Source organism: Rhodanobacter sp. LX-99 (genome assembly GCF_018599185.1).
In the GTDB taxonomy this organism is placed as follows: domain Bacteria; phylum Pseudomonadota; class Gammaproteobacteria; order Xanthomonadales; family Rhodanobacteraceae; genus Rhodanobacter.
The window spans coordinates 831,459-855,507 of the sequence record NZ_JAHFVL010000001.1 but is presented as its reverse complement, the minus strand read 5'-3'; the positions used below and the strand labels follow the sequence as shown (position 1 = coordinate 855,507).

31 protein-coding genes are annotated in these 24,049 nt (G+C 66.4%); 28 read left to right on the top strand and 3 right to left on the bottom strand.

All coding sequences use genetic code 11. The features are described from left to right. Positions 1 to 2 precede the first annotated feature (2 nt). The 24 genes from rpsS (at position 3) to KK131_RS04065 (ending at position 13,355) form a co-directional block, all read left to right on the top strand. On the top strand, positions 3 to 275 hold the full coding sequence (gene rpsS, locus KK131_RS04180) for a 30S ribosomal protein S19 (protein ID WP_056386835.1): 273 nt from the start codon (positions 3 to 5) through the stop codon (positions 273 to 275). Further along, a complete protein-coding gene (gene rplV, locus KK131_RS04175; protein WP_056386833.1) occupies positions 275 to 610 on the top strand; it encodes a 50S ribosomal protein L22 in 336 nt (111 codons plus the stop codon). Before rpsS ends, rplV begins: the two co-directional genes overlap by 1 nt. A gap of 15 nt (positions 611 to 625) precedes the next feature. Beyond that, a complete protein-coding gene (gene rpsC, locus KK131_RS04170; protein WP_056386831.1) occupies positions 626 to 1,381 on the top strand; it encodes a 30S ribosomal protein S3 in 756 nt (251 codons plus the stop codon). An 11-nt stretch (positions 1,382 to 1,392) separates the two neighbouring features. Further along, positions 1,393 to 1,806 carry a 50S ribosomal protein L16 gene (rplP, locus tag KK131_RS04165; RefSeq protein WP_214555449.1) on the top strand — a complete coding sequence of 138 codons (414 nt, stop codon included), beginning with the start codon at positions 1,393 to 1,395 and terminating at the stop codon, positions 1,804 to 1,806. Then, on the top strand, positions 1,806 to 1,991 hold the full coding sequence (rpmC, locus tag KK131_RS04160) for a 50S ribosomal protein L29 (protein ID WP_007513354.1): 186 nt from the start codon (positions 1,806 to 1,808) through the stop codon (positions 1,989 to 1,991). The genes rplP and rpmC overlap by 1 nt, the downstream gene beginning before the upstream one ends. 12 nt (positions 1,992 to 2,003) lie before the next feature. After that, positions 2,004 to 2,264 carry a 30S ribosomal protein S17 gene (rpsQ, locus tag KK131_RS04155; protein ID WP_027485136.1) on the top strand — a complete coding sequence of 87 codons (261 nt, stop codon included), beginning with the start codon at positions 2,004 to 2,006 and terminating at the stop codon, positions 2,262 to 2,264. Positions 2,265 to 2,278: 14 nt separating this feature from the next. Next, positions 2,279 to 2,647 (top strand): 50S ribosomal protein L14, encoded by a 369-nt coding sequence (gene rplN / locus KK131_RS04150; RefSeq protein ID WP_007513359.1) that lies wholly within the window; start codon positions 2,279 to 2,281, stop codon positions 2,645 to 2,647. Positions 2,648 to 2,661: 14 nt separating this feature from the next. Further along, entirely contained in the window at positions 2,662 to 2,976 is a 315-nt protein-coding gene (gene rplX, locus KK131_RS04145; RefSeq protein WP_077442341.1) for a 50S ribosomal protein L24, read from the top strand. A 9-nt stretch (positions 2,977 to 2,985) separates the two neighbouring features. After that, positions 2,986 to 3,528 (top strand): 50S ribosomal protein L5, encoded by a 543-nt coding sequence (rplE, locus tag KK131_RS04140; protein ID WP_200935632.1) that lies wholly within the window; start codon positions 2,986 to 2,988, stop codon positions 3,526 to 3,528. 12 nt (positions 3,529 to 3,540) lie between these two features. Next, positions 3,541 to 3,846, top strand: coding sequence for a 30S ribosomal protein S14 (gene rpsN / locus KK131_RS04135; RefSeq protein ID WP_214555448.1), 306 nt, complete (start codon positions 3,541 to 3,543; stop codon positions 3,844 to 3,846). A gap of 224 nt (positions 3,847 to 4,070) precedes the next feature. Beyond that, positions 4,071 to 4,466 (top strand): 30S ribosomal protein S8, encoded by a 396-nt coding sequence (rpsH, locus tag KK131_RS04130; RefSeq protein WP_214555447.1) that lies wholly within the window; start codon positions 4,071 to 4,073, stop codon positions 4,464 to 4,466. 11 nt (positions 4,467 to 4,477) lie between these two features. Next, complete coding sequence (gene rplF / locus KK131_RS04125) at positions 4,478 to 5,005, top strand: 50S ribosomal protein L6 (RefSeq protein ID WP_214555446.1); 528 nt, start codon at positions 4,478 to 4,480, stop codon at positions 5,003 to 5,005. A gap of 97 nt (positions 5,006 to 5,102) precedes the next feature. Continuing rightward, positions 5,103 to 5,462: a 50S ribosomal protein L18 gene (rplR, locus tag KK131_RS04120; RefSeq protein ID WP_214555445.1), complete on the top strand. Its 360-nt coding sequence runs from the start codon at positions 5,103 to 5,105 to the stop codon at positions 5,460 to 5,462. Positions 5,463 to 5,569: 107 nt separating this feature from the next. Beyond that, positions 5,570 to 6,079 (top strand): 30S ribosomal protein S5, encoded by a 510-nt coding sequence (rpsE, locus tag KK131_RS04115; RefSeq protein WP_056387080.1) that lies wholly within the window; start codon positions 5,570 to 5,572, stop codon positions 6,077 to 6,079. After that, positions 6,072 to 6,269 (top strand): 50S ribosomal protein L30, encoded by a 198-nt coding sequence (gene rpmD, locus KK131_RS04110; protein ID WP_007513375.1) that lies wholly within the window; start codon positions 6,072 to 6,074, stop codon positions 6,267 to 6,269. Before rpsE ends, rpmD begins: the two co-directional genes overlap by 8 nt. 5 nt (positions 6,270 to 6,274) lie before the next feature. Beyond that, the gene (gene rplO, locus KK131_RS04105; RefSeq protein ID WP_250887127.1) at positions 6,275 to 6,706 is read left to right on the top strand and encodes a 50S ribosomal protein L15; all 432 of its coding nucleotides are present in this window, start codon (positions 6,275 to 6,277) and stop codon (positions 6,704 to 6,706) included. A gap of 4 nt (positions 6,707 to 6,710) precedes the next feature. Next, positions 6,711 to 8,033 carry a preprotein translocase subunit SecY gene (gene secY / locus KK131_RS04100; protein WP_214555444.1) on the top strand — a complete coding sequence of 441 codons (1,323 nt, stop codon included), beginning with the start codon at positions 6,711 to 6,713 and terminating at the stop codon, positions 8,031 to 8,033. Positions 8,034 to 8,158: 125 nt separating this feature from the next. Continuing rightward, positions 8,159 to 8,515, top strand: a complete 357-nt coding sequence (gene rpsM, locus KK131_RS04095; protein WP_056386816.1) for a 30S ribosomal protein S13 — start codon at positions 8,159 to 8,161, stop codon at positions 8,513 to 8,515. Positions 8,516 to 8,599: 84 nt separating this feature from the next. Next, the gene (gene rpsK / locus KK131_RS04090; protein WP_007513384.1) at positions 8,600 to 8,986 is read left to right on the top strand and encodes a 30S ribosomal protein S11; all 387 of its coding nucleotides are present in this window, start codon (positions 8,600 to 8,602) and stop codon (positions 8,984 to 8,986) included. A 78-nt stretch (positions 8,987 to 9,064) separates the two neighbouring features. After that, positions 9,065 to 9,691 (top strand): 30S ribosomal protein S4, encoded by a 627-nt coding sequence (rpsD, locus tag KK131_RS04085; protein ID WP_214556644.1) that lies wholly within the window; start codon positions 9,065 to 9,067, stop codon positions 9,689 to 9,691. Between the two features lie 15 nt (positions 9,692 to 9,706). Then, positions 9,707 to 10,705 (top strand): DNA-directed RNA polymerase subunit alpha, encoded by a 999-nt coding sequence (gene rpoA, locus KK131_RS04080; RefSeq protein WP_056714883.1) that lies wholly within the window; start codon positions 9,707 to 9,709, stop codon positions 10,703 to 10,705. Between the two features lie 186 nt (positions 10,706 to 10,891). Further along, on the top strand, positions 10,892 to 11,275 hold the full coding sequence (gene rplQ / locus KK131_RS04075) for a 50S ribosomal protein L17 (RefSeq protein ID WP_214555443.1): 384 nt from the start codon (positions 10,892 to 10,894) through the stop codon (positions 11,273 to 11,275). Between the two features lie 186 nt (positions 11,276 to 11,461). After that, positions 11,462 to 11,965, top strand: a complete 504-nt coding sequence (locus KK131_RS04070; RefSeq protein WP_214555442.1) for a disulfide bond formation protein B — start codon at positions 11,462 to 11,464, stop codon at positions 11,963 to 11,965. A 19-nt stretch (positions 11,966 to 11,984) separates the two neighbouring features. Then, complete coding sequence (locus KK131_RS04065) at positions 11,985 to 13,355, top strand: 3-deoxy-7-phosphoheptulonate synthase class II (protein WP_214555441.1); 1,371 nt, start codon at positions 11,985 to 11,987, stop codon at positions 13,353 to 13,355. A 61-nt stretch (positions 13,356 to 13,416) separates the two neighbouring features. On the opposite strand, the gene KK131_RS04060 is transcribed toward KK131_RS04065, so the two are convergent. Beyond that, complete coding sequence (locus KK131_RS04060; protein ID WP_214555440.1) at positions 13,417 to 15,030, bottom strand: amidase; 1,614 nt, start codon at positions 15,028 to 15,030, stop codon at positions 13,417 to 13,419. 98 nt (positions 15,031 to 15,128) lie between these two features. Here KK131_RS04060 and KK131_RS04055 point away from each other — a divergent pair, with 98 nt between their 5' ends. Further along, positions 15,129 to 15,890, top strand: coding sequence for a c-type cytochrome (locus KK131_RS04055; RefSeq protein WP_214555439.1), 762 nt, complete (start codon positions 15,129 to 15,131; stop codon positions 15,888 to 15,890). Beyond that, the gene (locus tag KK131_RS04050; RefSeq protein WP_214555438.1) at positions 15,887 to 17,179 is read left to right on the top strand and encodes a c-type cytochrome; all 1,293 of its coding nucleotides are present in this window, start codon (positions 15,887 to 15,889) and stop codon (positions 17,177 to 17,179) included. The genes KK131_RS04055 and KK131_RS04050 overlap by 4 nt, the downstream gene beginning before the upstream one ends. Positions 17,180 to 17,191: 12 nt before the next feature. Here the strand turns inward: KK131_RS04050 and KK131_RS04045 are convergent, their stop codons facing one another. Together KK131_RS04045 and KK131_RS04040 are read right to left on the bottom strand one after the other, a co-directional pair. Continuing rightward, positions 17,192 to 17,713: a mismatch-specific DNA-glycosylase gene (locus KK131_RS04045; RefSeq protein ID WP_214555437.1), complete on the bottom strand. Its 522-nt coding sequence runs from the start codon at positions 17,711 to 17,713 to the stop codon at positions 17,192 to 17,194. Continuing rightward, the gene (locus tag KK131_RS04040; protein ID WP_214555436.1) at positions 17,697 to 18,401 is read right to left on the bottom strand and encodes an ATP-binding protein; all 705 of its coding nucleotides are present in this window, start codon (positions 18,399 to 18,401) and stop codon (positions 17,697 to 17,699) included. The genes KK131_RS04045 and KK131_RS04040 overlap by 17 nt, the downstream gene beginning before the upstream one ends. A gap of 155 nt (positions 18,402 to 18,556) precedes the next feature. Between KK131_RS04040 and rng the strand changes: the two genes are divergently transcribed. Both rng and KK131_RS04030 read left to right on the top strand, forming a co-directional pair. Then, on the top strand, positions 18,557 to 20,035 hold the full coding sequence (gene rng / locus KK131_RS04035) for a ribonuclease G (protein ID WP_214555435.1): 1,479 nt from the start codon (positions 18,557 to 18,559) through the stop codon (positions 20,033 to 20,035). A 36-nt stretch (positions 20,036 to 20,071) separates the two neighbouring features. Continuing rightward, positions 20,072 to 24,040: a YhdP family protein gene (locus KK131_RS04030; RefSeq protein ID WP_214555434.1), complete on the top strand. Its 3,969-nt coding sequence runs from the start codon at positions 20,072 to 20,074 to the stop codon at positions 24,038 to 24,040. Positions 24,041 to 24,049: the final 9 nt, after the last annotated feature.

Below are 24,049 nucleotides of genomic sequence, written 5' to 3'. Positions count from 1 at the left end.
ACATGCCTCGCTCTTTGAAGAAAGGTCCGTTCGTCGACCTTCACCTCGTGAAGAAGGTGGAAGCTGCGGTTTCCGCCCACAACAAGCGCCCGATCAAGACCTGGTCGCGCCGCTCGATGATCCTGCCGGAAATGGTCGGCTTGACCATCGCCATCCACAACGGCCGTCAGCACGTGCCCGTCCTGATCAACGAGAACATGGTCGGGCACAAGCTCGGCGAGTTCGCGGTGACCCGTACGTTCAAAGGCCATGTCGGCGACAAGAAGGGCAAGTGATGAGCACTGAAGCCAAAGCGATCCTGCGCGGCGCCCGCATTTCGGCGCAAAAGGCACGCCTGGTGGCTGATCTGGTCCGCGGACTCCCCGTGGGCCGGGCCAGCGACGTGCTCACCTACACCAACAAGAAGGCCGCGCTCCTTGTCCGCAAGGTGCTGCTGTCGGCCGTCGCCAACGCCGAGAACAATCTCGGCGCCGACGTCGACGAGCTGAAAGTGGCCAGCATCTTCGTCGACGAAGGTCCGGCGATGAAGCGCATGTATGCCCGCGCCAAAGGCCGCGGTTCGCGCATTCTCAAGCGCACCAGCCACATCACTGTGGTTGTTGGTAACTGACCGGGGACATAGACGATGGGTCATAAAGTTCATCCCACCGGTATCCGCCTCGGCATTGCCAAGGACTGGAACTCGAAGTGGTACGCAAACAAGGCTGACTACGCCAAGTATCTCGTGGCCGACATCAAAGTCCGCGACATGCTGAAGAAGAAGCTGGCTGCCGCCGGCATCTCGAAGATCCAGATCGAGCGCCCGGCCAAGACCGCGCGCGTGACGATCCACACCGCCCGCCCGGGCGTGGTGATCGGCAAGAAGGGCGAGGATATCGAGAAGCTGCGCAAGGAAGTCAGCGACATGATGGGCGTCCCGACGCACATCAACGTCAGCGAAGTGCGCAAGCCCGAGCTGGACGCCCAGCTGGTGGCCGAGTCGATCGCGCAGCAGCTGGAGCGCCGCATCATGTTCCGCCGCGCGATGAAGCGCTCGGTCGGCAACGCGATGCGCCTGGGCGCGCTGGGCATCAAGATCAACGTGTCCGGTCGTCTGAACGGCGCCGAGATCGCCCGCTCCGAGTGGAGCCGCGAAGGTCGCGTGCCGCTGCATACGCTGCGCGCGGACATCGACTACGGCTTCGCCGAGGCGAGCACAACCTACGGCATCATCGGCATCAAGGTGTGGGTCTACAAGGGCGAGATCTTCGACCTGACCCAGATCGGCCAGGAGTCGAAGGACGAGTCGTCCTCGCAGCCGCGCCGCGAAGGTGGCGAAGGTCGTCGTAATGATTCGCGTCGCGAGGCCGGTGACGGCCGCCGCGAGCGGTCTGCGAAGTAAGGAGAGTTGCCATGTTGCAACCCAAGCGAACCAAGTACCGCAAGCAGTTCAAGGGCCGTAACGACGGTCTGGCGCAGTGCTCCAATCTCGTCAGTTTCGGCGAGTACGGCCTGAAGGCCACGACCCACGGTGCGCTCACCGCGCGCCAGATCGAGGCCGCCCGTCGTTGCATCACCCGCTTCGTCAAGCGTGGCGGCAAGTTGTGGATCCGCGTGTTTCCGGACAAGCCGATCACCAAGAAGCCGATCGAAGTCCGCATGGGCGCGGGCAAGGGCAGCGTCGAGTTCTGGGTCGCGCCGATCCAGCCCGGTCGCATGCTCTATGAAATCGAGGGCGTCGACGAGTCGACGGCACGCGAGGCGTTCCGCCTGGCCGCTGCCAAGCTGTCGGTGCAAACCCAGTTTGTGACCCGGGCGGTGATGTGATGGCCAGCAAAGATATCAACAACCAGTCGGCCGAAGAGTTGCAGCAGCATCTGCTGGACCTGCGCAAGGAGCAGTTCAATCTGCGCATGCAGAAGGGTTCCGGCCAGCTCACTCAGCCGCACCAGCTCCGCCGCGTTCGGCGTGACATCGCCCGCACGAAGTTCGTGCTCGGCGGCAAGAAGTAAGGGACGGCCGACATGAGCGACAACAACAAGCAGACGCGCACCCTCGAGGGTCGCGTCACCAGCAACAAGATGGACAAGACGGTCACCGTCCTGGTCGAGCGCCAGGAGCAGCACTGGCTGCTCGGCAAGATCATCCGCCGGTCGACCAAGCTGCACGCGCAGGACGATCTCGGTGCAAACGAGGGTGACCTCGTGCGTATCGCCGAATGCCGTCCGTTGTCCAAGACCAAACATCACCGCGTGGTTGAAATCATCACGCGCGCCAACGTCTAAGGGAGGGTGCAGACATGATCCAGATGCAAAGCACGCTTTCCGCAGCGGACAACAGCGGCGCGAAGGAACTGATGTGCATCAAGGTGCTCGGCGGCTCCAAGCGCCGTTACGCCGCGATCGGTGACGTGATCAAGGTCACCGTGAAGGATGCGATCCCCCGCGGCAAGGTCAAGAAGGGCGAGGTGTACAATGCCGTGGTGGTACGCACCGCCAAGGGCGTGCGCCGTCCCGATGGTTCGCTGATCCGTTTCGACGGCAATGCAGCGGTCCTCCTCAACAACAAGCTCGAGCCGATCGGCACCCGTATTTTCGGGCCGGTTACCCGCGAGCTGCGCAGCGAGAAGTTCATGAAGATCGTCTCGCTTGCGCCCGAAGTGCTCTGAGCGGAGTCAAGACAATGAACCGTATCCGCAAGGGTGATCAGGTCCTCGTGATCACCGGCAAGAACAAGGGTCAGCGCGGCGACGTGCTGCGTGTTGCAGGCGAGCGCGTGTTCGTCTCCAACGTGAATCTGGTCAAGCGCCACACCAAGCCGAATCCCCAGGCCAACCAGGCTGGCGGCATCGTCGAGCGTGAGGCCTCGATCCATCTCTCCAACGTGCAGCTGTTCAACCCCGCCACGAACAAGGGTGAACGCGTCGGCACCAAAACGCTCGAAGACGGGCGCAAGGTTCGCGTGTTCCGTTCGACTGGCGAGGTCGTGGACGCGTAAGGAATCACGATCATGACCCGCCTCGAAAATTTCTACAAAGAGCAGGTAGTCGCCAAGCTCACCGAGCAGTTCGGCTACCAGAACGTGATGCAGGTTCCCCGCATCACCAAGATCACGCTGAACATGGGCGTGGGCGAAGCCGCTGGCAACAAGAAGGTGCTCGAGAACGCCGTGGCCGATATGGCCAAGATCTCCGGCCAGAAGCCGATCACGACCAAGGCGCGTGTTTCCGTGGCCTCGTTCAAGATCCGCGACGGCTGGCCGATCGGCTGCAAGGTCACCTTGCGCCGTGCGCAGATGTTCGAGTTCCTCGATCGCCTGATCAACATCTCGCTGCCGCGCGTGCGCGATTTCCGCGGTGTTTCGGGCAAGGCCTTCGACGGCCGCGGCAACTACAACTTCGGCATCAAGGAACAGATCATCTTCCCTGAAATCGACTTCGACCAGGTCGATGCGCTGCGGGGTATGGATATTTCCATCACCACCACCGCCAAGACCGACGAAGAGGCGAAAGCCCTGCTGGCCGCGTTCAGCTTCCCGTTCCGCAACTGATAGGCGTAATCCATGGCCAAGACATCAATGGTGAACCGCGATATCAAGCGGACCAAACTCGTCCAGAAGTTCGCTGCCAAGCGCGCTGAACTGAAGGCGACCGTGCTGAGCCCCAGCTCCTCTTATGAGGAGAAGATGGAAGCCCAGTCCAAGCTGCAGAAGCTGCCGCGCGACGCCAGCCCGGTGCGCCAGCGCACTCGTTGCGCGTTGACCGGTCGCCCGCGTGCGGTCTACGCCAAGTTTGGCCTGGGTCGCAACAAGCTGCGCGAAGCAACCATGCGCGGCGACGTGCCCGGTCTGCGCAAGGCCAGCTGGTAACAACCACTTGCAGGACCGGCTGACGGGGCGAAGCTCCGTGGCCGGTTCACCCGGCTGCATCGACCTGCAGCCGCGGGATGCGATTACCGCATCGTTATTCGCCAAAACCTGAAATTGCTGTTATAGTCGGCGGTCTGCGCAAAGCAGGTCGGCGTCCGTGCCGGCTCACAATCTGATTGATTTCCGGTTTTATCGGATATCGGTGCACTCTGAAGGATGTTTTCATGAGCATGACTGATCCCATCGCCGATCTGTTCACGCGCGTCCGCAATGCCCAGGCCATGGGCAAGCCGACCGTGCGTATGCCGTCGTCGAAACTGAAGGTGGCGATCGCCGACCTTCTCAAGAACGAGGGCTATATCCTCGACGCCAAGACTTCCGCCGAGGAAGGCAAGCAGGTGCTCGAGATCAAGCTCAAGTATTTCGAGGGCCAGCCGGCCATCGAGCGTATTTCCCGTGTCAGCCGCTCCGGCCTGCGTGTGTATCGCGGCAAGGACGAGCTGCCGAAGGTCCTTGGCGGCCTGGGTATCTCGATCATCTCGACTTCCGCTGGTCTGTTGACCGATGCACAGGCCCGTGCCAAGGGTCTGGGCGGCGAAGTCATCGGCCAAGTGGCATAAGGAGTCTTTCGATGTCACGTGTTGCCAAACAACCAATTTCCCTGCCCAAGGGCGTCGAAATGGCCGTCGGTAGCGACAGCATTTCGGTGAAGGGCCCGAAGGGCACACTGTCCGTGCATCACCTGCCGGGCGTCAGCGTCGCCGTGGACAATGGCGTTGCGAACATCAGCCTCGTTGATGGCGCCGACGACAAGTTCGGCGGTACCGCGCGTGCGCTGCTGTCCAACATGGTCACCGGTGTCTCCACCGGCTACGAGCGCAAGCTCGAACTGGTCGGCGTCGGCTACCGCGTTTCCATGCAGGGCAAGTCGCTTAACCTGAGCCTGGGCTTTTCCCACCCGGTGGTTTTCGAGGCGCCGGAAGGCATCAGCATCGAGACCCCGACGCAGACCGAAGTCCTGATCAAGGGCGCGGACAAGCAGGCGGTGGGCCAAGTGGCGGCCAAGATTCGCGGGTTCCGCCCGCCGGAGCCGTACAAGGGCAAGGGCGTGCGCTATGCCGGTGAGAAGATCACGCTGAAGGAAGCCAAGAAGGCTTAAGTGCGCTGTCCCTGCGCGGAAGACCGGCCATCCATGGCCGGACTCTTCACCAAGAGCAGCTGACAGTCATCCCAAGCCGATCCGCTTTCGAGGAATTATGACGATGAACAAGAACGAAAACCGCCTGCGCCGTGCCAAGTCCACGCGTGCCCACATCCGCAAGCTGGCCGTGGCCCGCTTGTCGGTGCATCGCACCGGTCAGCACATCTATGCGCAGGTGTTCGATGCCTCCGGCAAGAACGTGGTGGCCGCCGCCTCCACCGTGCAGAAGTCGGTCGCCGAGGGCCTCAAGGGCACCAAGAACCTGACCGCCGCTGCGGCGGTGGGCAAGGCAGTCGCCGAGCGTGCGAAGGCCGCGGGCATCGAGTCGGTCGCGTTCGACCGCTCCGGCTTCCGCTACCACGGCCGCATCAAGGCGCTGGCCGATGCGGCACGCGAGGCAGGCTTGAAGTTCTAAGCAGCACCCGGGTCAGGGCACGGCCCTGATTTCCACAGCGACACCTACAACTCCAAGCGGCTCAGCCGCAAGCAAAGTCCCGGTTCGCCGGGCACATGGAAAAGAACATGTCTTCTACCGATCGCGAAAATTCCGACGGCCTGCTGGAAAAGTTGATTGCCGTCAACCGTGTGGCCAAGACCGTCAAGGGTGGCCGCCAGATGAGCTTCACCGCACTGACCGTGGTCGGTGACGGCGAGGGCAAGGTTGGCTTCGGTTATGGCAAGGCGCGCGAAGTGCCGGTGGCCATTTCCAAGGCCATGGAGCGCGCCCGCCGCCAGATGGTGAACATCGAGCTGAACAACGGCACCCTGTGGTATGCCGTGAAGGCGAACCACGGCGCGGCCCGCGTCTACATGCAGCCGGCTTCCGAGGGTACCGGCGTGATCGCCGGCGGCGCCATGCGTGCCGTGCTGGAAGTGGTCGGCGTGAAGAACGTGCTGGCCAAGGCGGTCGGCTCGCGCAACCCGATCAACCTGGTGCGCGCCACCATCAAGGGCCTGCAGGCGGTCGCCTCGCCCAAGAAGATCGCCGCCAAGCGTGGCAAGACCCTGGAAGAGGTGCTGGGCAATGGCTAAGAAGAACGAAACCGCCGCCACCGTGCGCGTGCGCCTGGTCAAGGGCCTGCGCGGCGTGCAGGCACGCCATCGCCTGAGCGTCAAGGCGCTGGGTCTGGGCAAGATCGATGACGTCCGTGAGTTGAAGGACAGCCCGCAGGTCCGTGGCCTGATCAACACGGTCTACTACCTGGTTCGGGTCGAGGAGTAATCATCATGCGTCTCAATGACATCAAGCCGGCAGCCGGTTCCCACAAGACGCGCCTGCGCGTCGGTCGCGGCATCGGTTCGGGCATGGGCAAGACCGCCGGCCGTGGTCACAAGGGCCAGCATGCCCGCGCGGGCGGTACCCACAAGTACGGCTTCGAGGGCGGCCAGATGCCGCTGCAGCGCCGTTTGCCGAAGGTCGGTTTCCGTTCGAAGAAGCAGGCCGAGAGCCAGGAAGTGTTCCTGTATCAGCTGGCCAATCTCAAGGGTGACGTGATCGACGTCGTCGCGCTGCATCAGGCTGGCCTGATCAATAGCCGCGCCAAGAAGGTCAAGGTCGTCCTCAAGGGTGAAATCGGTCGCGCGGTGAAGTTGTCCGGTCTGCTGGCTACCGCCGGCGCCAAGGCAGCCATCGAGGCTGCCGGCGGCAGCGTGGAGTAATCAGGTGGCAGCAGCCCAGGGCAACGCACTCGGCAAGCTCGGCAAACTGACGGAGCTTCGTCAGCGCATTTTCTTCGTGATCGGTGCGCTGGTGGTGTTCCGGCTCGGCTCGTTCATTCCGGTTCCCGGCGTCAATCCGGAAGCGATGACCAACCTGGTCAACGGCAACGGCCTGATGGACATGTTCAACATGTTCTCGGGTGGTGCGCTGGAGCGCTTCTCGGTGTTCGCGCTCGGCGTGATCCCGTACATCTCGGCGTCGATCGTGTTCCAGATGATGGGCGCGGTGGTGCCGAGCCTGCAGAGCCTGCGCAAGGAAGGCGAGGCCGGCAAGCGCAAGATGACGATGTACACGCGCTATGCCACGGTGGCCCTGGCGGCGTTCCAGTCGTTCGGTATCGCGGTGGCGTTGCAGGGACAGGTCGCAGCGGGTGGCGCGCCGGTGGTCTACACGCCGGGTTTCGGCTTCATCTTCTCGTCCGTGGTCGGGCTCACTGCCGGCACGATGTTCCTGATGTGGCTGGGCGAGCAGATGACCGAGCGCGGTGTCGGCAACGGCATTTCGCTGCTGATCTTCGCCGGCATCGTCGCCGGCCTGCCGGGAGCGGTGGTGCACACCCTGGGCATGGCCAGCAACGGTGAATTGTCGCTGATCAGGTTGTTGATGGTGTTTGGCCTGGCGCTGGCGGTGACGGCGTTCGTGGTGTTCATGGAGCGCGCCCAGCGGCGCATCACGGTGAACTATGCGCGGCGTTCCGGTGGGCAGAAGGCCTACATGAACCAGAGCTCGAACCTGCCGCTGAAGATCAACATGTCGGGCGTGATCCCGCCGATCTTCGCCTCGAGTCTGCTGATGTTTCCGGCGACCGCGGTGAGCTGGTTCAGCACCGGCCAGCAGTCGCGCTGGCTGCAGGATCTGACCCAGGCGCTGAGTCCCGGCAACCCGTTGTACGAGACAGTGTTTTCGGTGTTGGTGATCGGGTTTGCGTTTTTCTACACGGCGATCGTGTTCAACGCCGATGAGACGGCCGACAACCTCAAGCGGTCGGGCGCGCTGATCCCTGGCATCCGCCCGGGCAAGGCCACGGCCAGCTACATCGATGCGGTGATGACGCGTTTGACCGGTGTCGGTGCGTTGTATCTGGTGGCGGTGTGTCTGGTGCCGTCGTTCATGCAGAACGCCTGGCATGTGCCGTTTTACTTCGGTGGCACGTCGTTGCTGATCGTGGTGGTGGTGGTGATGGATTTCACGTCTCAGGTGCAGGCGCACCTGGTCAGTCACCAGTACGAAAGTCTGCTCAAGAAGGCCAATCTCCGCCGCAGCTGAGGCTGCGGATGGTTGGTCAAAGTCGGGGAGTGGCGACACCACGGTGTCGCAGGGCTTTCCAGTTAGGGTAATTCAGGTTAAAATTGCGCGTTTACCGCGCACGAAACGCATCGGAGAAGTACATCATGGCGCGCATCGCGGGTGTCAATTTGCCGGTCCAGAAGCATGTCTGGGTTGGTCTGCAGAGCATTTACGGTATCGGCCGCAGCCGGGCCAAGAAGGTCTGCGTGGATGCTGGCGTGGTTCCGACCACCCAGATCAAGTCCCTCAGTGAAGGCGAGGTGGAGAAGATCCGCCACGAGATCGCCAAGTACACCGTCGAAGGCGATCTGCGCCGTGAGGTGGGCATGGCCATCAAGCGTCTGATGGACCTGGGTTGCTACCGTGGCCTGCGCCACCGTCGCGGCCTGCCGGTACGCGGCCAGCGCACGCGTACCAACGCACGTACCCGCAAGGGCCCCCGTCGCGCGATCAAGAAGTGATTGCACCAGTGCGATCTTCCCTGATCGCGAAGATCAAAAAGCGGCCGTCCGTGGCCGCACTGATTAACAAAGAGCCTCTAAACCATGGCTAAGCCGGTCAAGACCAAGAAGAAGATCAAGCGCGTTGTCACGGATGCCGTGGCCCACGTGCAGGCCTCCTTCAACAACACCATCGTCACCATCACCGACCGCCAGGGCAATGCCTTGTCGTGGGCCACTGCCGGCGGCGCCGGTTTCCGTGGCTCGCGCAAGTCGACCCCGTTCGCCGCCCAGGTTGCCGCCGAAAAGGCTGGCCGCGCGGCAGGCGACTATGGCGTGAAGACGGTGGAAGTACGCATCAAGGGCCCCGGCCCGGGCCGCGAGTCGGCGGTGCGTTCGTTGAATGCGTTGGGCTACAAGGTGCTCAACATCATCGACGTCACGCCGATTCCGCATAACGGCTGCCGTCCTCCCAAGAAGCGTCGAGTCTAAAGGTTGTTTTTTGCGATCATCCCTGATCGCGAGAATCAAAACCGGCCATCCGTGGCCGGACTATTGAAGAGAAAAAACATGGCCCGTTATCGTGGAGCTACCTGCAAACTCGCCCGCCGTGAGGGTGCAGATCTCAGCCTGAAGAGCCCGGCGCGCGCGCTGGATTCCAAGTGCAAGCTGGAAAACAAGCCCGGCCAGCATGGCGCGAACAAGCGCATGCGCATGTCCGACTATGCCGTGCAGCTGCGTGAAAAGCAGAAGGTCAAGCGCATCTACGGTGTGCTCGAGCGCCAGTTCAGCAACTACTACACCAAGGCGTCGACCCTCAAGGGCAACACCGGTGAGAACCTGCTGCGCTTGCTCGAAAGCCGCCTGGACAACGTCGTCTATCGCATGGGCTTTGCGGTGACCCGCGCCCAGGCCCGCCAGCTGGTTGCCCACAAGGCGATCCTGGTGAACGGCAAGAAGGTGAACATTCCTTCGTATCAGGTCCGTCCGGGCGACGCGATCGCGCTGACCGAGCGTGCCCGCAGCCAGCTACGCGTGCAGGAAGCGGCGACCGTGTTCGACACCATGGACCTGCGTCCGGTCTGGGTCGAAGTCGACGCCAAGAAATTCGAAGGTACGTTCAAGTCGGTGCCGGATCGCGGTGATCTGCCGTCCGACATCAATGAAGCATTGATCATCGAGCTTTACTCGAAGTAATTACCGGAGCTCTGCATGGCAGTTTCGTCAACTAGCGTGCTGCGGCCTCGTGGCCTCAGCGTCGAACAGCTCGGAGCCAACCGCGCCAAGGTGGTGGTCGAGCCGCTCGAGCGTGGCTTCGGCCACACCCTGGGCAACGCGCTGCGCCGCGTGCTGCTCTCCTCGATTCCTGGCAGTGCCATCGTCGAGGTCGAAATCGATGGCGTGCTGCACGAATACACCACCCTGGAAGGCCTGCAGGAGGACGTCATCGAAGTCCTGCTCAACCTCAAGGACGTGGCGATTCGCCAGCATACGGGCGATGAAGTCACCCTGACCCTGTCCAAGAAGGGCAAGGGCGTGGTCACGGCCGGCGATATCGTCGTCGATCACTCGGTGGAGATCATCAACCCCGAGCACGTGATCTGTCACCTGACCAAGGACATCGCGCTCAACATGCGCCTGAAGGTGCGTCGCGGCGTCGGCTACCAGCCGGCCAGCACGCGCCAGCATCCGGATGACGAGGCACGTCCGATCGGCCGTCTGCAGCTGGACGCGTCGTTCGCGCCGGTGCTGCGCGTGGCCTACGAAGTGGACGCCGCTCGCGTCGAGCAGCGCACCAACCTCGACAAGCTGGTGCTGGACATCGAGACCAACGGCACGATCGGTGCTGAAGACGCGGTCCGCAAGGCCGCCGAGATCATCAACGACCAGCTGTCGGTGTTCGGTGACTTCTCGCGCCGCGAGAGCGCCACCGACAAGGCGGAGAAGAGCGGTTTCGACCCGCTGCTGCTGCGCCCGATCGACGATCTGGAGCTCACCGTGCGTTCGGCGAACTGCCTGAAGGCCGAGAGCATCTACTACATCGGCGACCTGGTGCAGAAGACCGAGGTCGAGCTGCTGAAGACCCCGAACCTGGGCAAGAAGTCGCTGACCGAAATCAAGGACGTGCTGGGCGGGCGTGGTCTCGCACTGGGCATGAAACTCGAGAACTGGCCGCCGCCGGGCCTGTCGCACGGCATGCAGCTGGGTTGATGCAAGGCGCGGCCATGGAATTGGCCGCGTGACGACGGCAGGAATCGATGGTTCGATCCTGCCGTTGTCCAGCTAGTGCAGCGATCAGGGATGATCGCATTGATACAAGCACACAAAAGCGGATTACCGCGGAAAGTCGGACACAAGAGCCGGCTTTTCATAACAACAGACAGAGAGTTTTTCGCCATGCGCCACCAAAAATCCGGACGCAAACTCAACCGCACCAGCAGCCATCGCGAAGCCATGTTTCGCAACATGGCCTCGTCGCTGGTGAAGCATGAGCTGATCCGCACCACCCTGCCCAAGGCGAAGGAACTTCGCCGCGTCGCCGAGCCGCTGATCACGCTGGCGAAGACCGACGGCGTGGCCAATCGCCGCCTCGCCTTCTCGCGCCTGCGCGACAAGGAAGCGGTCGGCAAGCTGTTCGTCGAGCTGGGCCCACGCTACAAGGAGCGTCCCGGCGGCTACCTGCGCATCCTGAAGTGCGGCTTCCGCGACGGCGACAATGCGCCGATGGCGTACGTCGAACTGGTCGGTCGCCCGCAGGTCGAAGCTGTCGACGCCGAGTAAGCCGATCGGCGCGGCCGCCCAGACAGGCATTCAGACGTCCAAACATGAAACCCGGCCGGGCGACCTGCCGGGTTTCGTGCATGTGGGCCTCAAGGAACCGGATATTTTCTGCGGGATGCCGCAAGCCTGCTGACAGCGCCCCGGCGAACAGGTAATGTCATGAGTTCCGCAACGCAGCAATTTGTCATGAATCCACTCCACTGGTCGTTCCGCATCGGTTTTCTTGTCGGCTTCCTGATCTGCGCAGGTCTGCTCGGTTTCGCGCTGTATGCCGAATACGGACTGGGCATGACGCCTTGCCCGCTGTGCATCTTCCAGCGCATCGCGTTCCTGTTCATGGCGCTGTTCTTCCTGCTGGGCGGGCTGCACGCGCCGCGCGGCAACGGCCGCTGGGTTTATGCGGGGCTGGTGCTGGCGGGTGCCGTGGGCGGCATCGTTACCGCCGGCCGCCACCTCTGGCTGCAGAGCTTGCCGGCCGACCAGGTGCCTTCCTGTGGTCCCGGGCTGGGCTACATGCTGGATGCGTTTCCGTTCTCCAAGATGCTGAAGCTGGTATTCACCGGCTCCGGCGAGTGCGCCAAGGTCGAGCCGATCCTCGGCCTGCCGATGCCGGCCTGGACCCTGCTGTGGTTTGTCGCGCTGGGCGTGCTGGCGGTCTTGGCCTCGCGGCGCCGGGCCGCATCGAAGTGAGTATTGCCAAGGCTGTGCGATGAATCCTGCTGCGCCGAACGTGTTCACGCCCCGTGACTGGACCCCGAGTTCCTGGCAGCAGCGCGTGGCGCTGCAGCAGCCGCATTACGACGATATGGGCGAGCTGGCCCGGGCCGGCGTGCATCTCGCGCAGTTGCCGCCGCTGGTGACCTCGTGGGAGGTGCTGGCGCTGAAGCAGGCGCTGGCCGAGGCGCAGGAAGGCGGGCGATTCCTGCTGCAAGGCGGCGACTGCGCGGAAAGCTTCGCCGACTGCACCAGCCCGGTGATCTCCAACCGGCTGAAGGTGCTGCTGCAGATGAGCCTGGTGCTGGTGCACGGGCTGAAGAAGCCGGTGCTGCGGGTGGGCCGCTTTGCCGGGCAGTACGCGAAGCCACGTTCGACCGACACCGAGACCCGCGACGGCGTGACCCTGCCGAGCTTTCGTGGCGACGTGGTCAACAGCCCGGCGTTCACTGCCGAGGCACGTCGTCCCGACCCGCAACGGCTGATCCAGGCGCATGCGCATTCCGCGCTGACGATGAACTTCGTGCGCGCGCTGATCGACGGCGGCTTCGCCGACCTGCATCACCCGGAATACTGGGACCTGGCCTGGGTCGAGCATTCGCCGCTGGCTGCCGAGTACCGCCAGATGGTCGCGGCCATCGGTGATTCGCTGCGCTTCATGGAGACCCTGGCCGGCCCGATCGCCGGGTTCTCCAAGGTGGATTTCTTCACCTCGCACGAAGCGCTGCTGCTGCATTACGAGCAGGCGCTGACGCGCCAGGTGCCGCGCCATCCCGGCTGGTTCAACCTGTCCACCCACTTCCCGTGGATCGGCATGCGCACGGCGGCGCTGGACGGCGCCCACGTGGAATATTTCCGCGGCATCCGCAACCCGGTCGCGGTGAAAGTCGGTCCCTCGGTGACGCCCGGGCAACTGCTGCCGCTGATCGATGCGCTTAATCCGGATGACGAGCCGGGCCGGCTGACCCTGATCCATCGCATGGGCAATGCGAAGATCGCTGCCGCGCTGCCGCCGCTGCTGGACGCGGTGAAGCGCGAGGGCCGGCGCGTGCTGTGGGTGGCCGATCCGATGCACGGCAACACCGAGAGCACCTCAAACGGTCACAAGACCCGTCGCTTCGACAACATCCGCGGCGAGCTGGAACAGGCATTCGACATCCATGCCGCGGCCGGCACCCGGCTCGGCGGTGTGCATCTGGAACTCACCGGAGAGGATGTCACCGAATGCATGGGCGGCGCCCGCGACCTGTCCGAGGCCGACCTCGACCGTGCCTACAAGTCGATGGTCGATCCGCGCCTGAACTATGAACAGTCGCTGGAGCTGGCGATGCTGATCGTGCGCAAGTCGGTGGGCGGACAGGGCTGACGCGTCAGATCGGGACGTTCGATGGAAAGGCGGCCAACGGCCGCCTTTCCTCGTTGCATGCTCAGTGAACGGTTGTTACCGGCTTGCCGCCGACTGTGTCGAGAAACTGCGGCGGCTGCCATGCCCTGGCGTGTTGCTCGAAACCGTAGGCGATCGAGATCAGCGCCGGCTCGCTCCACCTCGCGCCGAACAGCACGATGCCGACCGGCAGGCCGTGCGCCCAGCCGGCCGGCACGGTGATCGAGGGATAGCCGGCCACGGCCGCCGGCTGCGAGGCGCCGCCGACGGTGGGGTCGCCGCTGACGATATGGTCGCCCAGCACCGGATCGGTCATGAAGGCCGGTCCCCATGACGGCGCCAGCAAGGCGTCAAGGTGCTGCGCCTTCAAGGCCGCGTCGATGCCCTGCGGACCGGACAGCCGCTTCGCCTGTGCCAGCGCTTCCGTGTACGCCTTGTCGCTGAGCGGCCCCTTCTTCTCGGCCTGCTCGAACAGTTCCTGGCCGAACCAGGGCATCTCTTCGCCGGCATGCGCCTGATTGAACGCGATCAGGTCGGCCAGCGTCTTCACCTTGAGGCCGCTGCGGCCGGCCAGGTAGGCATTGATGTCGTGCTTGAAGTCGTACAGCAGCACGGTGATCTCCGGCTTGCCGAGCTCGGCCAGGTGCGGCAGGGTGACCGGGTCGACGATGATCGCGCCTTGCGCCTTCATCAGCGCGATCGACTGCTCGAGCACGCGGTCGGCATTCGGTTCGGCGCCGGCGAGCTGGCGCACCACGCCGATGCGCTTGCCCTTCAGTCCGTTCGGGTCGAGGAACTTCGTGTAGTCGGTGGCGTGCCTGTCCGCTTCGGCGGTGGCCGGGTCGCGCGGGTCGCTGCCGGCGATCACGCTGAGCAGGGCGGCAGCGTCGGCCACGCTGCGCGCCATCGGGCCGGCGGTGTCCTGGCTGTGGCTGATCGGCACGATACCGGCGCGGCTGACCAGGCCAAGGGTGGGCTTGATGCCGACGATGCCGTTCATCGCGGCGGGGCAGATGATCGATCCGTCGGTCTCGCTGCCGATCGCCACCGTGGCCAGGCCGGCCGCCACGGCGGCGCCGGAGCCGGCGCTGGAACCGCACGGGTTGCGGTCGAGCACGTAGGGGTTCTTCGTCTGCCCGCCACGTCCGCTCCAGCCGCTGCTGGCGTGGTTGGAGCGGAAGTTGGCCCATTCGCTGAGGTTGGTCTTGCCCAGGATCAGCGCACCGGCCTTGCGCAGCCGCTCGACCAGGCCCGCATCGCGCGGCGCCGGCGCATCGGCCAGCGCCAGCGAGCCGGCGGTGGTGAGCATGCGGTCGCCGGTGTCGATGTTGTCCTTCAGCAGTACCGGGATGCCGTACAGCGGGCCACGCGCCTTGGCGCTGCCGCGTGCGTCGTCGAGCGTGCCGGCCAGTTGCAGCGCGTCGGGGTTCGTCTCGATCACCGCGCGCAGGGTCGGGCCGGAACGGTCCACCTGCTGGATGCGCTCGAGCAACTGCCGCGCCAGCTGGCGGCTGTCCAGCGTGCCGGCATCCATGCGCTGCTGCAGCTGGTCGATGGACGCGTAGGCGACGCTTGGCGGCGCGACCTCGGCAGCCAGCGCGGGGCCGGCAAGCAAGGCAGTGACGAGCGCGGCGAGATGGACGGCTGAACGGTTCACGGTAACCCCCGGTTTCGACGATGCGGCATGTTGTCGCGTGGTCCCAGCTTAGCGCCGGTCCGGGATGGGCGCTGCGGTCGCGAGCGTACAATTGCCGGATGAATACGAACGCCAGCCTGTGTCATGCCAAGCCGTTCGGTGTCGCCATCCTGTTCGCGGTCGCCCTGTTGTGCGGCACCGCCAGCCATGCCGCCGATACTCCGACGACCGCCCCCGCGGTTCCCGACACCTTGCAGCAGCGCATCGCCGCCTGCACCGCCTGCCATGGCGTGCATGGCGAGGGCACGCCCGGCAGCGGCTATTTCCCGCGCCTCGCGGGCAAGCCCGCGGCCTACCTGGCGCGCCAGATGCAGGATTTCCAGAACGGCCTGCGCAAGTACGCGCCGATGGAATACACCGTGCGCCAGCTGCCGCCCGCATACATGCGCGAGATCGCCGAATACTTCGCCGCGCAGCGGGTGCCGTACGGCCGTTCGCCGTTGCCGCCGGTGTCCGCCGCGACGCTGCAGCGCGGCGAGCAACTGGTCAGCAAGGGCGACCCGGCGCGCAAGATTCCGGCCTGCGCCAGCTGTCACGGCAGCCAGCTGACCGGGGTGGAGCCGTCCACGCCGGGGCTGGTCGGCCTGCCGTATGACTACATCAGCGCGCAACTGGGCTCCTGGCGCACGCATACCCGCGCCACGGTGGCGCCCGACTGCATGGCGACGGTGGCGAACCGGCTGAGCGAGTCGGACATCACCGCGGTGGCGGCGGCGCTGGCCAGCCGCGAGTTGCCGGCCGACACGCACGCGCAACCGGCCGGCTCGGTGACGCCGCCGTTGGCCTGTGGCGTGCTGGGCGCGACGGGAGACCCGTCATGAAGTGGCTGCGTTGGCTGTTGCCGCTGATCGCGCTGCTGGTGGTGCTGGCGCTGGGCTGGGTGTTGTTCGGCGGCAGTGGCAGCCGCCCGACCCCGCCGGCCGCGAGCAAGGTCGCGGCGACCACCTTGCGCGATCCGGCACTGATCGCGAAGGGCGAATACCTGACCATGGTCGGCGACTGCGCCGGCTGCCATACCGCGCAAGGCGGTGCGCGCTACGCCGGCGGGCGTTCGCTGGCCACGCCGTTCGGCGATATCCCGGTACCCAACATCACGCCCGATCGCGAGACCGGCCTAGGCGACTGGAGCTTCGAGGACTTCTGGCAGGCTTTGCACAGCGGCAAGGGCCGTCATGGCGAACTGCTGTATCCGGCGTTCTCGTACACCTCGTACACCAAGGTGAACCACGACGATGCACTGGCGATCTTCGCCTACCTGCGGTCGCTGGCGCCGGTGCACCAGCCGGCCGTCGCGCCGGCGCTGGCGTTTCCCTACAGCGTGCGCAACAGCCTGAAGGCCTGGCGCACGCTGTACTTCCGCGAAGGCGAATTCAAACCGGATCCGGCGCAGTCGGCCGAGTGGAACCGCGGCGCCTACCTGGTGCAGGGCCTGGGCCACTGCAACGAATGCCATGCCGCGCGCGACTCGCTCGGCGGCACGCCGCAGGACGTGCACCTCACCGGCGGCCAGATCCCGATGCAGAACTGGTACGCACCCGACCTGAGCACCCGCAAGAACGGTGGCCTGGAAGGCTGGGGCGCGCAGGACATCGTCGACCTGCTGAAGACCGGCCAGTCCGCCAGGGGCTCGGCGTTTGGCCCGATGGCCGCGGTGGTGTCGGACAGCACCCAGCACATGAGCGACGCCGACCTGCGCGCGATCGCCACCTACCTGCAGTCGCTGCCGCCGCGGGGGCAGCCGGCACCGCCGACGACGCCATTCGACGCCAGGACGCTGGCCGAGCAGGGCGCGAAGGTCTACGCGAAACACTGCGCCGAATGCCATGGCAAGCGCGGCGAGGGCGTGGCCGGAGTCTATCCGCCGCTGGACGGCAATTCCTCGGTAACCGAACCGACCGGCATCAACGCGACCCGCATGGTCCTGCTCGGCGGCTTCGCGCCGGTCACCGCGGCCAACCAGCGACCGTACTCGATGCCGCCGTTCGCCCAGCAGCTGAGCGACGGCGAAGTGGCGGCGGTGGTCACCTACATTCGCCGCACATGGTCGAACCAGGCCTCGATCGTGCGCGCCGAAGCTGTCAGCAAGTACCGGCACACGCCGGTCGAGTGAGGCCGCGGGCCCCTACGGAGCGGCGTGGACGGTGCGGTACAGCTTGCTCAACGCCAGCCATGGCGCCAGGTCCCAGTGTCCGCGTGCCTGGCCGGACGGCGACGGCAGCACGAACAGCCGCGTGCCGCCGATGGTTTCGTCCAGCAGCCCGTAGCCGGTCGCGTGGCCGAGTGCGGCGCGCGCCGCGTTCTTGCTGGTGAAGGCGAGCAGGCGCGGGGCGTGGCGTTCGATCTTGGCGAGCAGCGCGGGTGCGTCGAAGGCGTCGCGCGGCAGCTCGTCGTCGTTGCCCGAGTGGCGCTTGGCCAGGTCGGTGAGGCCGATGCCGTAGCGGGGCAGCAGCGGGAACTCCGCCGGCATCAGCAGGCGCGGGGTCAGGCCGGCCTCGAACAGCGCGCGCCAGAACAGGTTGCCGGGGTGGGCGTAGTAGGCGCGTTCGGCGGCCGAGCGCCTGCCCGCGGCGGTGCCGCAGAACACCAGCGCCAGCCCGGGCTGCAGCAGGTCGGGCAGGATGTGACGTTCAGTCCGCCGCGGCATGCTCGTCCAGCAGGAAATCGGTGAACTGGAAACGCCCGTCGCGCAGCACCGATTCGCCGCGGCGCAGCTTGAGCGGCCTGCGGAACAGCGGCCCGGCGTAGCTCAGCGTGTGGAATTCGCCGCGTTCGCCGCAGGGGTCGACGCCGGCCGGCAGCGCGTCGAGCAGGGCGGCGTCGTAATCGCGGCCGCAAAAGTCCGCGTCGAGCTGCTGGGTATCCACGCAGCACAGCACCGCGCGGTGGCCTTCGCCGACGAAGCGGCGCGCCAGCGCGGCGGTGTCCTGGCCCCACAGCGGGAACACCGCGCGCCAGTTTTCGCGGCCGAGCTGGCGTACGCGGTAGTCGCGCACGTCTTCCAGGAACAGGTCGCCGAACGCGCAGTGGCGGATCCCCGGCCAGCGCATCCGCGCCTCGGCCAGCGCCTGCGCGTGGGCCGCCTCGTAGGCTTCGTTGCTGCCGGGCCAGTCCAGCATCACCTCCAGCAGCGGCAGGCCCAGCGCGGCGGCCTGCGCCTGCAGCACCTCGCGCGGCGTGCCGTGCATGGCCACGCGCTGGTAGTTGCGGTTGACCGTGGTGAGCAAGGCGGCCACCTGCCATTGCGGGTCGGCCAGCAGCCGCTGCAGGGCCAGCAGGCAGTCCTTGCCGCCGCTCCAGGCCAGCAGGGTCGGCGTCGGCGTGGGCATCGTCATGCGTTCAGTTCCAGGGTGGTTGGTCGGGTGGCGGCACTCCGCGCTTCAGCGTCCATTTTGCGTTATCCGGCCCGGTCATGCGGATTCCATGCCGTGGTTCATCGACAGCCCGTGGCCGCACCGCTATAAAGATCATCTGTCCGGGGGAGTATGCGGTGAGCGAAGAAATCCTGATCAACGTGACCCCGCGCGAGACGCGGGTCGGGGTGGTCGAGAACGGCATGCTGCAGGAGGTGCACGTCGAGCGGGCGTCCCGGCGCGGCTATGTCGGGAATATCTACAAGGGCCGCGTGCAGCGGGTGATGCCGGGCATGCAGGCGGTGTTCGTGGAGATCGGGCTGGAGCGTGCGGCGTTCCTGCACGCTTCGGACATCGTGCGCCCGCTGCCGCCCGAAGGCGGCGAATCGAACGGCAACGGCAATGGCCACGTGCCCTCGATCAGCGAACTGGTGCACGAAGGCCAGGAGATCGTGGTGCAGGTGGTGAAGGACCCGATCAGCACCAAGGGCGCGCGGCTGTCGGCGCACCTGTCGATTCCCTCGCGCTACCTGGTGCTGCTGCCGTATGCCCGGACCCTGGGCATTTCCGCGCGGATCGAGGACGAGGCCGAACGCCAGCGGCTGCGCGACGTGCTGACTCCGCTGATCGGCGACACCCCACTCGGCTACATCGTGCGCACCAATGCCGAGGGCCAGAGCGCCGAGTCGCTGGCGTTCGACGTGGCCTACCTGACCAAGGTGTGGCGGGTGGTGCAGGAGAACATCGCCAAGGCCAGGGTCGGCGAGCGCGTGTACGAGGAATTGTCGCTGCCGCTGCGCAGCCTGCGCGACATGCTCAACGAGGACATCGAGAAGGTGCGGGTGGATTCGCGCGCCACGTTCGAGAAGGTGGTCAAGTTCGTGCACAAGTTCATGCCGAACCTGGACGACCGCATCGAGCACTACGACGGCGAGCGGCCGATCTTCGACCTGTACGGCGCCGAGGACGAGATGCAGCGCGCGCTGAAGAAGGAAGTGCCGCTGAAGTCCGGCGGCTACCTGATCGTCGACCAGACCGAGGCGATGACCACGATCGACGTCAACACCGGCGCCTACCTGGGCACGCGCAACCTGGAAGAAACGGTCTACCGCACCAACCTGGAGGCGGCGCAGGCGGCGGCGCGCCAGCTGCGCCTGCGCAACCTGGGCGGCATCATCATCATCGACTTCATCGACATGAGCGATGAGGAACACAAGCGCCAGGTGCTGCGCATGCTCGGCAAGGGGCTGGCGCGCGACCACGCCAAGACCACGGTGTACCCGATGTCGGCGCTGGGCCTGGTCGAGATGACCCGCAAGCGCACCACCGAAAGCCTGGCCCGCCAGCTGTGCGAGCCGTGCCCCACCTGCAACGGCCGCGGCGTGCTGAAGACCGCCGAAACGGTGACCTACGAGATCTTCCGCGAGATCACCCGCGCGGTGCGCCAGTTCAACGCGCAGAAGCTGCTGGTGATGGCGAACCCGGCCGTGGTCAACCGGATCCTGGAAGAAGAATCCAGCGCCGTCGCCGAACTGGAAGAGTTCATCTCCAAAAGCATACGCTTCCAGGCTGAAGAGCATTATTCGCAGGAACAGTTTGATGTCGTCTTGCTGTAAATCCGGCTGCCGTGGATTCGACCGGGATCGCCGCGCGTGAACGCGTTGTGGCAGCGGCGGCTGCATCGTTGCGCCCGCGCGTCGGGCTGGACCGCCGGGGTCGCGCTGATCCTGCTCGCCGTCGTCGCGGCGCTGGCCCAGTTGCTGCTGCCGCTGCTGGCGCGGCACCCGGACTGGGTGGCTGCGCAGCTCAGCGCGCGGCTGCAGCGTCCGGTCAGCTTCGCCTCGATGGAGGGGCGCTGGACCGGCTCCGGCCCGGAATTCGTGATGCACGGGGTGACCATCGGCGCGGCGGCCGGCGAGAGCGGCGCCGTGCTGCAGCTGCCCGAATCCGAACTGAAGTTCGACTTCGGCGGCTGGCTGCTGCCGTCGCGGCACCTGCTCAACCTGCACGTGCGCAACCTGCAACTGGACCTGCTGCACGACGCCCGCGGCTGGCACGTCAACGGCATCGGCGTGGCCGGTGGCGGCGGCCGGCAACCGCTGTCGCTGGGCCGGCTGTCGGCCGACCTGTGGCTGGAAGACCTGCGCGTGGTGGTCACCGACGCCACCCTGGACAAGCACTACACGCTGCTGTCGAAACAGCTGCGGCTGAGCCACCAGGGCAGCCACATCCGCTTCGGCGGCGTGCTGCGGCGCGATGGCGTGAGCGCGGCGGTGCGCACCGCCGGCCGCTTCCGCGATGACGGCAGCACGGGCCAGGTGTGGGCCAGCGTCGATGGCACCGAACTGAAGCCGTTGCTGGACGGCATCGACATGGGCGGCTATACGGTCGACCACGGCCGCGGCCAGCTGAGCGCGTGGCTCGACTGGCGCAGGGGGCGGCTGAGCCGCAGCCTGATCCGTTTCGACCTGGACACGCTGGCGGTGATCGCGCCCACCGGCGGCAGGGCCAGCGTGGCGTCGCTGCACGGATTGGCCGGCGTGCGCCATGTCGACGACGGCTACGACGTGCGCTGGGCCGGCGATGACGGCAGCGCGCTGGTGCTGGGCGTGCATCAACCCGGCACCGACAACGCCAGTGTGGACGTCGCCGCGCGCAAGCTGCAGCTGGCGCCGCTGCTGCCGTGGCTGGCGCTGAAACCGGCGCTGTCGCCCGCGCTGGCCCAGTGGCTGGGCAGCGGCCATCCGCGCGGCGAACTGGGCCGGCTCGCGCTGCACTGGAATCATGCCGAGGGACTGCATTCGGTCGGCCTGGCGTTCGACGGCCTGGGCATCGACCCGGTCGGCAAGCTGCCGGGCGTGAGCAGCCTGCACGGCGAGTTGCGCGGCGATGCCGAGGCGCTGTCGCTGGAACTGCCGGCGCAGGCCGCCACGCTGAGCTTTCCGCATGAGTTCCGCGAGCCGTTCGTGATGTCGGCGCTGGCCGGCACGCTGGCGTTCTGGCCGCAGGACGGCGACTGGCACATCGGCGTCGACGCGCTGGATTTCACCGGCGCCGGCTATGCCGGCCAGGCCCGTGGCGAGCTGGTCCTGCCGGCGCAGGGCAGCGCTCCGTTCATGGACATGTACGCGAAGCTGGACCACGCCGACGTGGCCGCCGCCAAGCTGTTCTGGCCGCTGGGGTCGATGTCGCCCGGCACCATCGCCTGGCTCGATCGCGGCCTGCAGGCGGGCCGCCTCGACGAAGCGCAGGTGCTGCTGCGCGGCGACCTGCACGACTGGCCGTTCCGGCACAACGAAGGGCGCTTCGAGGCGCGTGCGGTGATCAGCGACCTCACCCTCGACTACGGCAAGGGCTGGCCGCGCGCCGAAGGCGTCAGCGCGGTGGCCAACTTCATCGACAACGGCATGCTGGTCGAAGCCAGCGACGGGCACTCGCTCGGGGTGAAGGCGGAGCGGGCGGTCGCCGTGATCCCGGACTTCCACGACGCGCTGCTCGACCTCAACGTGCAGGGCAGCGGCAGCGGCGCCAGCCTGATGGAGTTCGTGCGCAAGAGCCCGATCGGCAGCCGCGAGGCCGACACCCTGGCCAAGCTGAAGCTGGGCGGCAGCGGCACGTTCGACTTCCACCTGGCGCTGCCGTTGAAGGCGGGCGGGGAACCGCAACTGGACGGCCTGGCCCAGCTGAAGGACGCCGACCTCAGCGCGCCGGAATGGAAACTCAAACTGGACAAGCTCAACGGCCCGCTGAAGTTCGATGCGCACGGCATGCAGGCCGGCCCGCTGGACGCCGGCTTCCGCGGCCAGCCGTCGACCCTGCAGCTGGCGATCGCGGCGGCCAACCGCGACCCGGCCACCGTGCTGTCGGCGCAGCTGCGCGGCAACTACCGCATGGCCGAGCTGGTGCAGGACTATCCGTCGCTGGGCTGGATCGGCCAGCTCGCCGACGGGCGCAGCGCGTTCGACATCGGCTTCGCCATCGCCCGCGTGCCGGGCAGCGATGCGCTGGCACAGACCCTCAGCGTCGATTCGTCGCTGGACGGCATCGCGCTGGACCTGCCGGCGCCGCTGCACAAGCCGGCCGCCGCCAGCCTGCCGCTGCACTTGAGCATGAGCCTGCCGGTCAGCGGCAGCGCGCTGCGGATCAGCCTGGGCGATGCGATGCGCGGCTACCTGCGTCTGGCCGACGGCGAGCAGCGGCCGCTGGCGGGCACCCTGGCGTTCGGCGGCCAGATGCCCGAGACCTTGCCGGATCGCGACCTGCGTATCCGCGGCCACGCCAGCCGGCTCGACGTTACCGGCTGGGTACAGCGCGCGGTGGCCGGCAGCGGCAGCGGCGGGCCGGGACTGGAGAGCCTCGACGTCAGCACCGACCAAGCCGAATGGTTCGGCCGCGAGCTGGGCGCGTTGAAGCTGCACGCCACGCTGCAGCCGGACGTGCTCAGCGTGGACGTTGACGGCCCGGCGATGCTCGGCAACTACAGCGTGCCGACGAAGGAACTGGACAAGCGCGGCGTCACCGCGCGGCTGAAGCGGCTGTACTGGCCGAAGGACCCTGCGGCGGAGACAACCAGCCATCCGGCCAAAACCACCGCCGGCGCCACGACACCGGCCGCCGCGGCTCCTGCCGTTCCCGCCCCCGATCCGGCCAATACCGGGATCAACCCGGCGGCGCTGCCGCCGTTCCACGTGTGGGTGGGCGACCTGCGCATGGGCGACGCGAAGCTCGGCGAAGCGCGCCTGGAAACCTGGCCGACCGCGGACGGCCTGCACATCGAACAGTTGCGTGCGCTGTCCAGCCGCGTGCAGATCAACGCCAGCGGCGACTGGAACGGCAACGCCAGCAGCAGCCGTACCCACATGCGAATCAACTTCGCCGCCGAGGATCTCGGCGCGATGCTGGGCGCGCTCGGTTTCGACGGACTGGTCAACGGCGGCAAGACGCGCGACCAGCTCGACGCCAGCTGGCCCGGTGCGCCCAGCGGACTGTCGCTGGCCACCATGGACGGCACGCTCAGCATCCAGGTCAACGACGGCCGCATCCCCGAGGCGGCGTCGCCCGGCGTGGGGCGGCTGCTCGGCCTGGTCTCGCTGACCGAACTGCCGCGCCGGCTCACCCTGGATTTCGGCGACGTGTTCGGCAAGGGGCTGGCGTTCGACTCGATCACCGGCGACTTCAAGCTGGCCAACGGCAACGCCACCACCGACAACCTGGTGATCGCCGGCCCGGCGGCGAACATCAGCGTCACCGGCCGCACCGGCCTGCGCGCGAAGGACTACGACCAGCAGATGCTGGTGGTGCCGCATGTCGGCAACAGCCTGCCGCTGGTCGGCGCGGTGGTCGGCGGCCCGATCGGCGCGGCGGCCGGCTTCGCCGTGCAGGGCCTGCTCGGCAAGGGTTTGAACCAGGCCGCCAGCGCGCGCTACCGCGTGACCGGCAGCTGGGACAACCCGGTGATGACCCTGCTGGAGAAGCGCGGCGCCACGCCGCCGGCTGCGCCACTGCTCAATCCCGCCGGCAACCTGCCTGCCGCCGGCCGCGTGCCGTTGCCGGTGCTCGGTCTGCCGGCCGCCGCGGGCAGCGCCGCGGCACCGGCCAAGGCCGGCTCGGTCCAGCGCTGACCGGCGCGG

What these genes read in the sequence shown, in the direction of transcription:
- rplN (WP_007513359.1), top strand. Translation starts at nt 2,279, where the DNA reads ATGATCCAGATGCAAAGCACGCTTTCCGCAGCGGACAACAGCGGCGCG.
- rplP (WP_214555449.1), top strand. Translation starts at nt 1,393, where the DNA reads ATGTTGCAACCCAAGCGAACCAAGTACCGCAAGCAGTTCAAGGGCCGT.
- KK131_RS04045 (WP_214555437.1), bottom strand. Translation starts at nt 17,713, where the DNA reads ATGCCGCGGCGGACTGAACGTCACATCCTGCCCGACCTGCTGCAGCCC.
- rplF (WP_214555446.1), top strand. Translation starts at nt 4,478, where the DNA reads ATGTCACGTGTTGCCAAACAACCAATTTCCCTGCCCAAGGGCGTCGAA.
- KK131_RS04070 (WP_214555442.1), top strand. Translation starts at nt 11,462, where the DNA reads ATGAATCCACTCCACTGGTCGTTCCGCATCGGTTTTCTTGTCGGCTTC.
- KK131_RS04040 (WP_214555436.1), bottom strand. Translation starts at nt 18,401, where the DNA reads ATGACGATGCCCACGCCGACGCCGACCCTGCTGGCCTGGAGCGGCGGC.
- rpsN (WP_214555448.1), top strand. Translation starts at nt 3,541, where the DNA reads ATGGCCAAGACATCAATGGTGAACCGCGATATCAAGCGGACCAAACTC.
- rpsE (WP_056387080.1), top strand. Translation starts at nt 5,570, where the DNA reads ATGTCTTCTACCGATCGCGAAAATTCCGACGGCCTGCTGGAAAAGTTG.
- rpsC (WP_056386831.1), top strand. Translation starts at nt 626, where the DNA reads ATGGGTCATAAAGTTCATCCCACCGGTATCCGCCTCGGCATTGCCAAG.
- rpsD (WP_214556644.1), top strand. Translation starts at nt 9,065, where the DNA reads ATGGCCCGTTATCGTGGAGCTACCTGCAAACTCGCCCGCCGTGAGGGT.
- rpsM (WP_056386816.1), top strand. Translation starts at nt 8,159, where the DNA reads ATGGCGCGCATCGCGGGTGTCAATTTGCCGGTCCAGAAGCATGTCTGG.
- rpsK (WP_007513384.1), top strand. Translation starts at nt 8,600, where the DNA reads ATGGCTAAGCCGGTCAAGACCAAGAAGAAGATCAAGCGCGTTGTCACG.
- rpoA (WP_056714883.1), top strand. Translation starts at nt 9,707, where the DNA reads ATGGCAGTTTCGTCAACTAGCGTGCTGCGGCCTCGTGGCCTCAGCGTC.
- rpmD (WP_007513375.1), top strand. Translation starts at nt 6,072, where the DNA reads ATGGCTAAGAAGAACGAAACCGCCGCCACCGTGCGCGTGCGCCTGGTC.
- rplO (WP_250887127.1), top strand. Translation starts at nt 6,275, where the DNA reads ATGCGTCTCAATGACATCAAGCCGGCAGCCGGTTCCCACAAGACGCGC.
- KK131_RS04065 (WP_214555441.1), top strand. Translation starts at nt 11,985, where the DNA reads ATGAATCCTGCTGCGCCGAACGTGTTCACGCCCCGTGACTGGACCCCG.
- rplV (WP_056386833.1), top strand. Translation starts at nt 275, where the DNA reads ATGAGCACTGAAGCCAAAGCGATCCTGCGCGGCGCCCGCATTTCGGCG.
- rpsS (WP_056386835.1), top strand. Translation starts at nt 3, where the DNA reads ATGCCTCGCTCTTTGAAGAAAGGTCCGTTCGTCGACCTTCACCTCGTG.
- KK131_RS04050 (WP_214555438.1), top strand. Translation starts at nt 15,887, where the DNA reads ATGAAGTGGCTGCGTTGGCTGTTGCCGCTGATCGCGCTGCTGGTGGTG.
- rpmC (WP_007513354.1), top strand. Translation starts at nt 1,806, where the DNA reads ATGGCCAGCAAAGATATCAACAACCAGTCGGCCGAAGAGTTGCAGCAG.
- rplX (WP_077442341.1), top strand. Translation starts at nt 2,662, where the DNA reads ATGAACCGTATCCGCAAGGGTGATCAGGTCCTCGTGATCACCGGCAAG.
- KK131_RS04055 (WP_214555439.1), top strand. Translation starts at nt 15,129, where the DNA reads ATGAATACGAACGCCAGCCTGTGTCATGCCAAGCCGTTCGGTGTCGCC.
- rpsH (WP_214555447.1), top strand. Translation starts at nt 4,071, where the DNA reads ATGAGCATGACTGATCCCATCGCCGATCTGTTCACGCGCGTCCGCAAT.
- rpsQ (WP_027485136.1), top strand. Translation starts at nt 2,004, where the DNA reads ATGAGCGACAACAACAAGCAGACGCGCACCCTCGAGGGTCGCGTCACC.
- rplQ (WP_214555443.1), top strand. Translation starts at nt 10,892, where the DNA reads ATGCGCCACCAAAAATCCGGACGCAAACTCAACCGCACCAGCAGCCAT.
- rplR (WP_214555445.1), top strand. Translation starts at nt 5,103, where the DNA reads ATGACGATGAACAAGAACGAAAACCGCCTGCGCCGTGCCAAGTCCACG.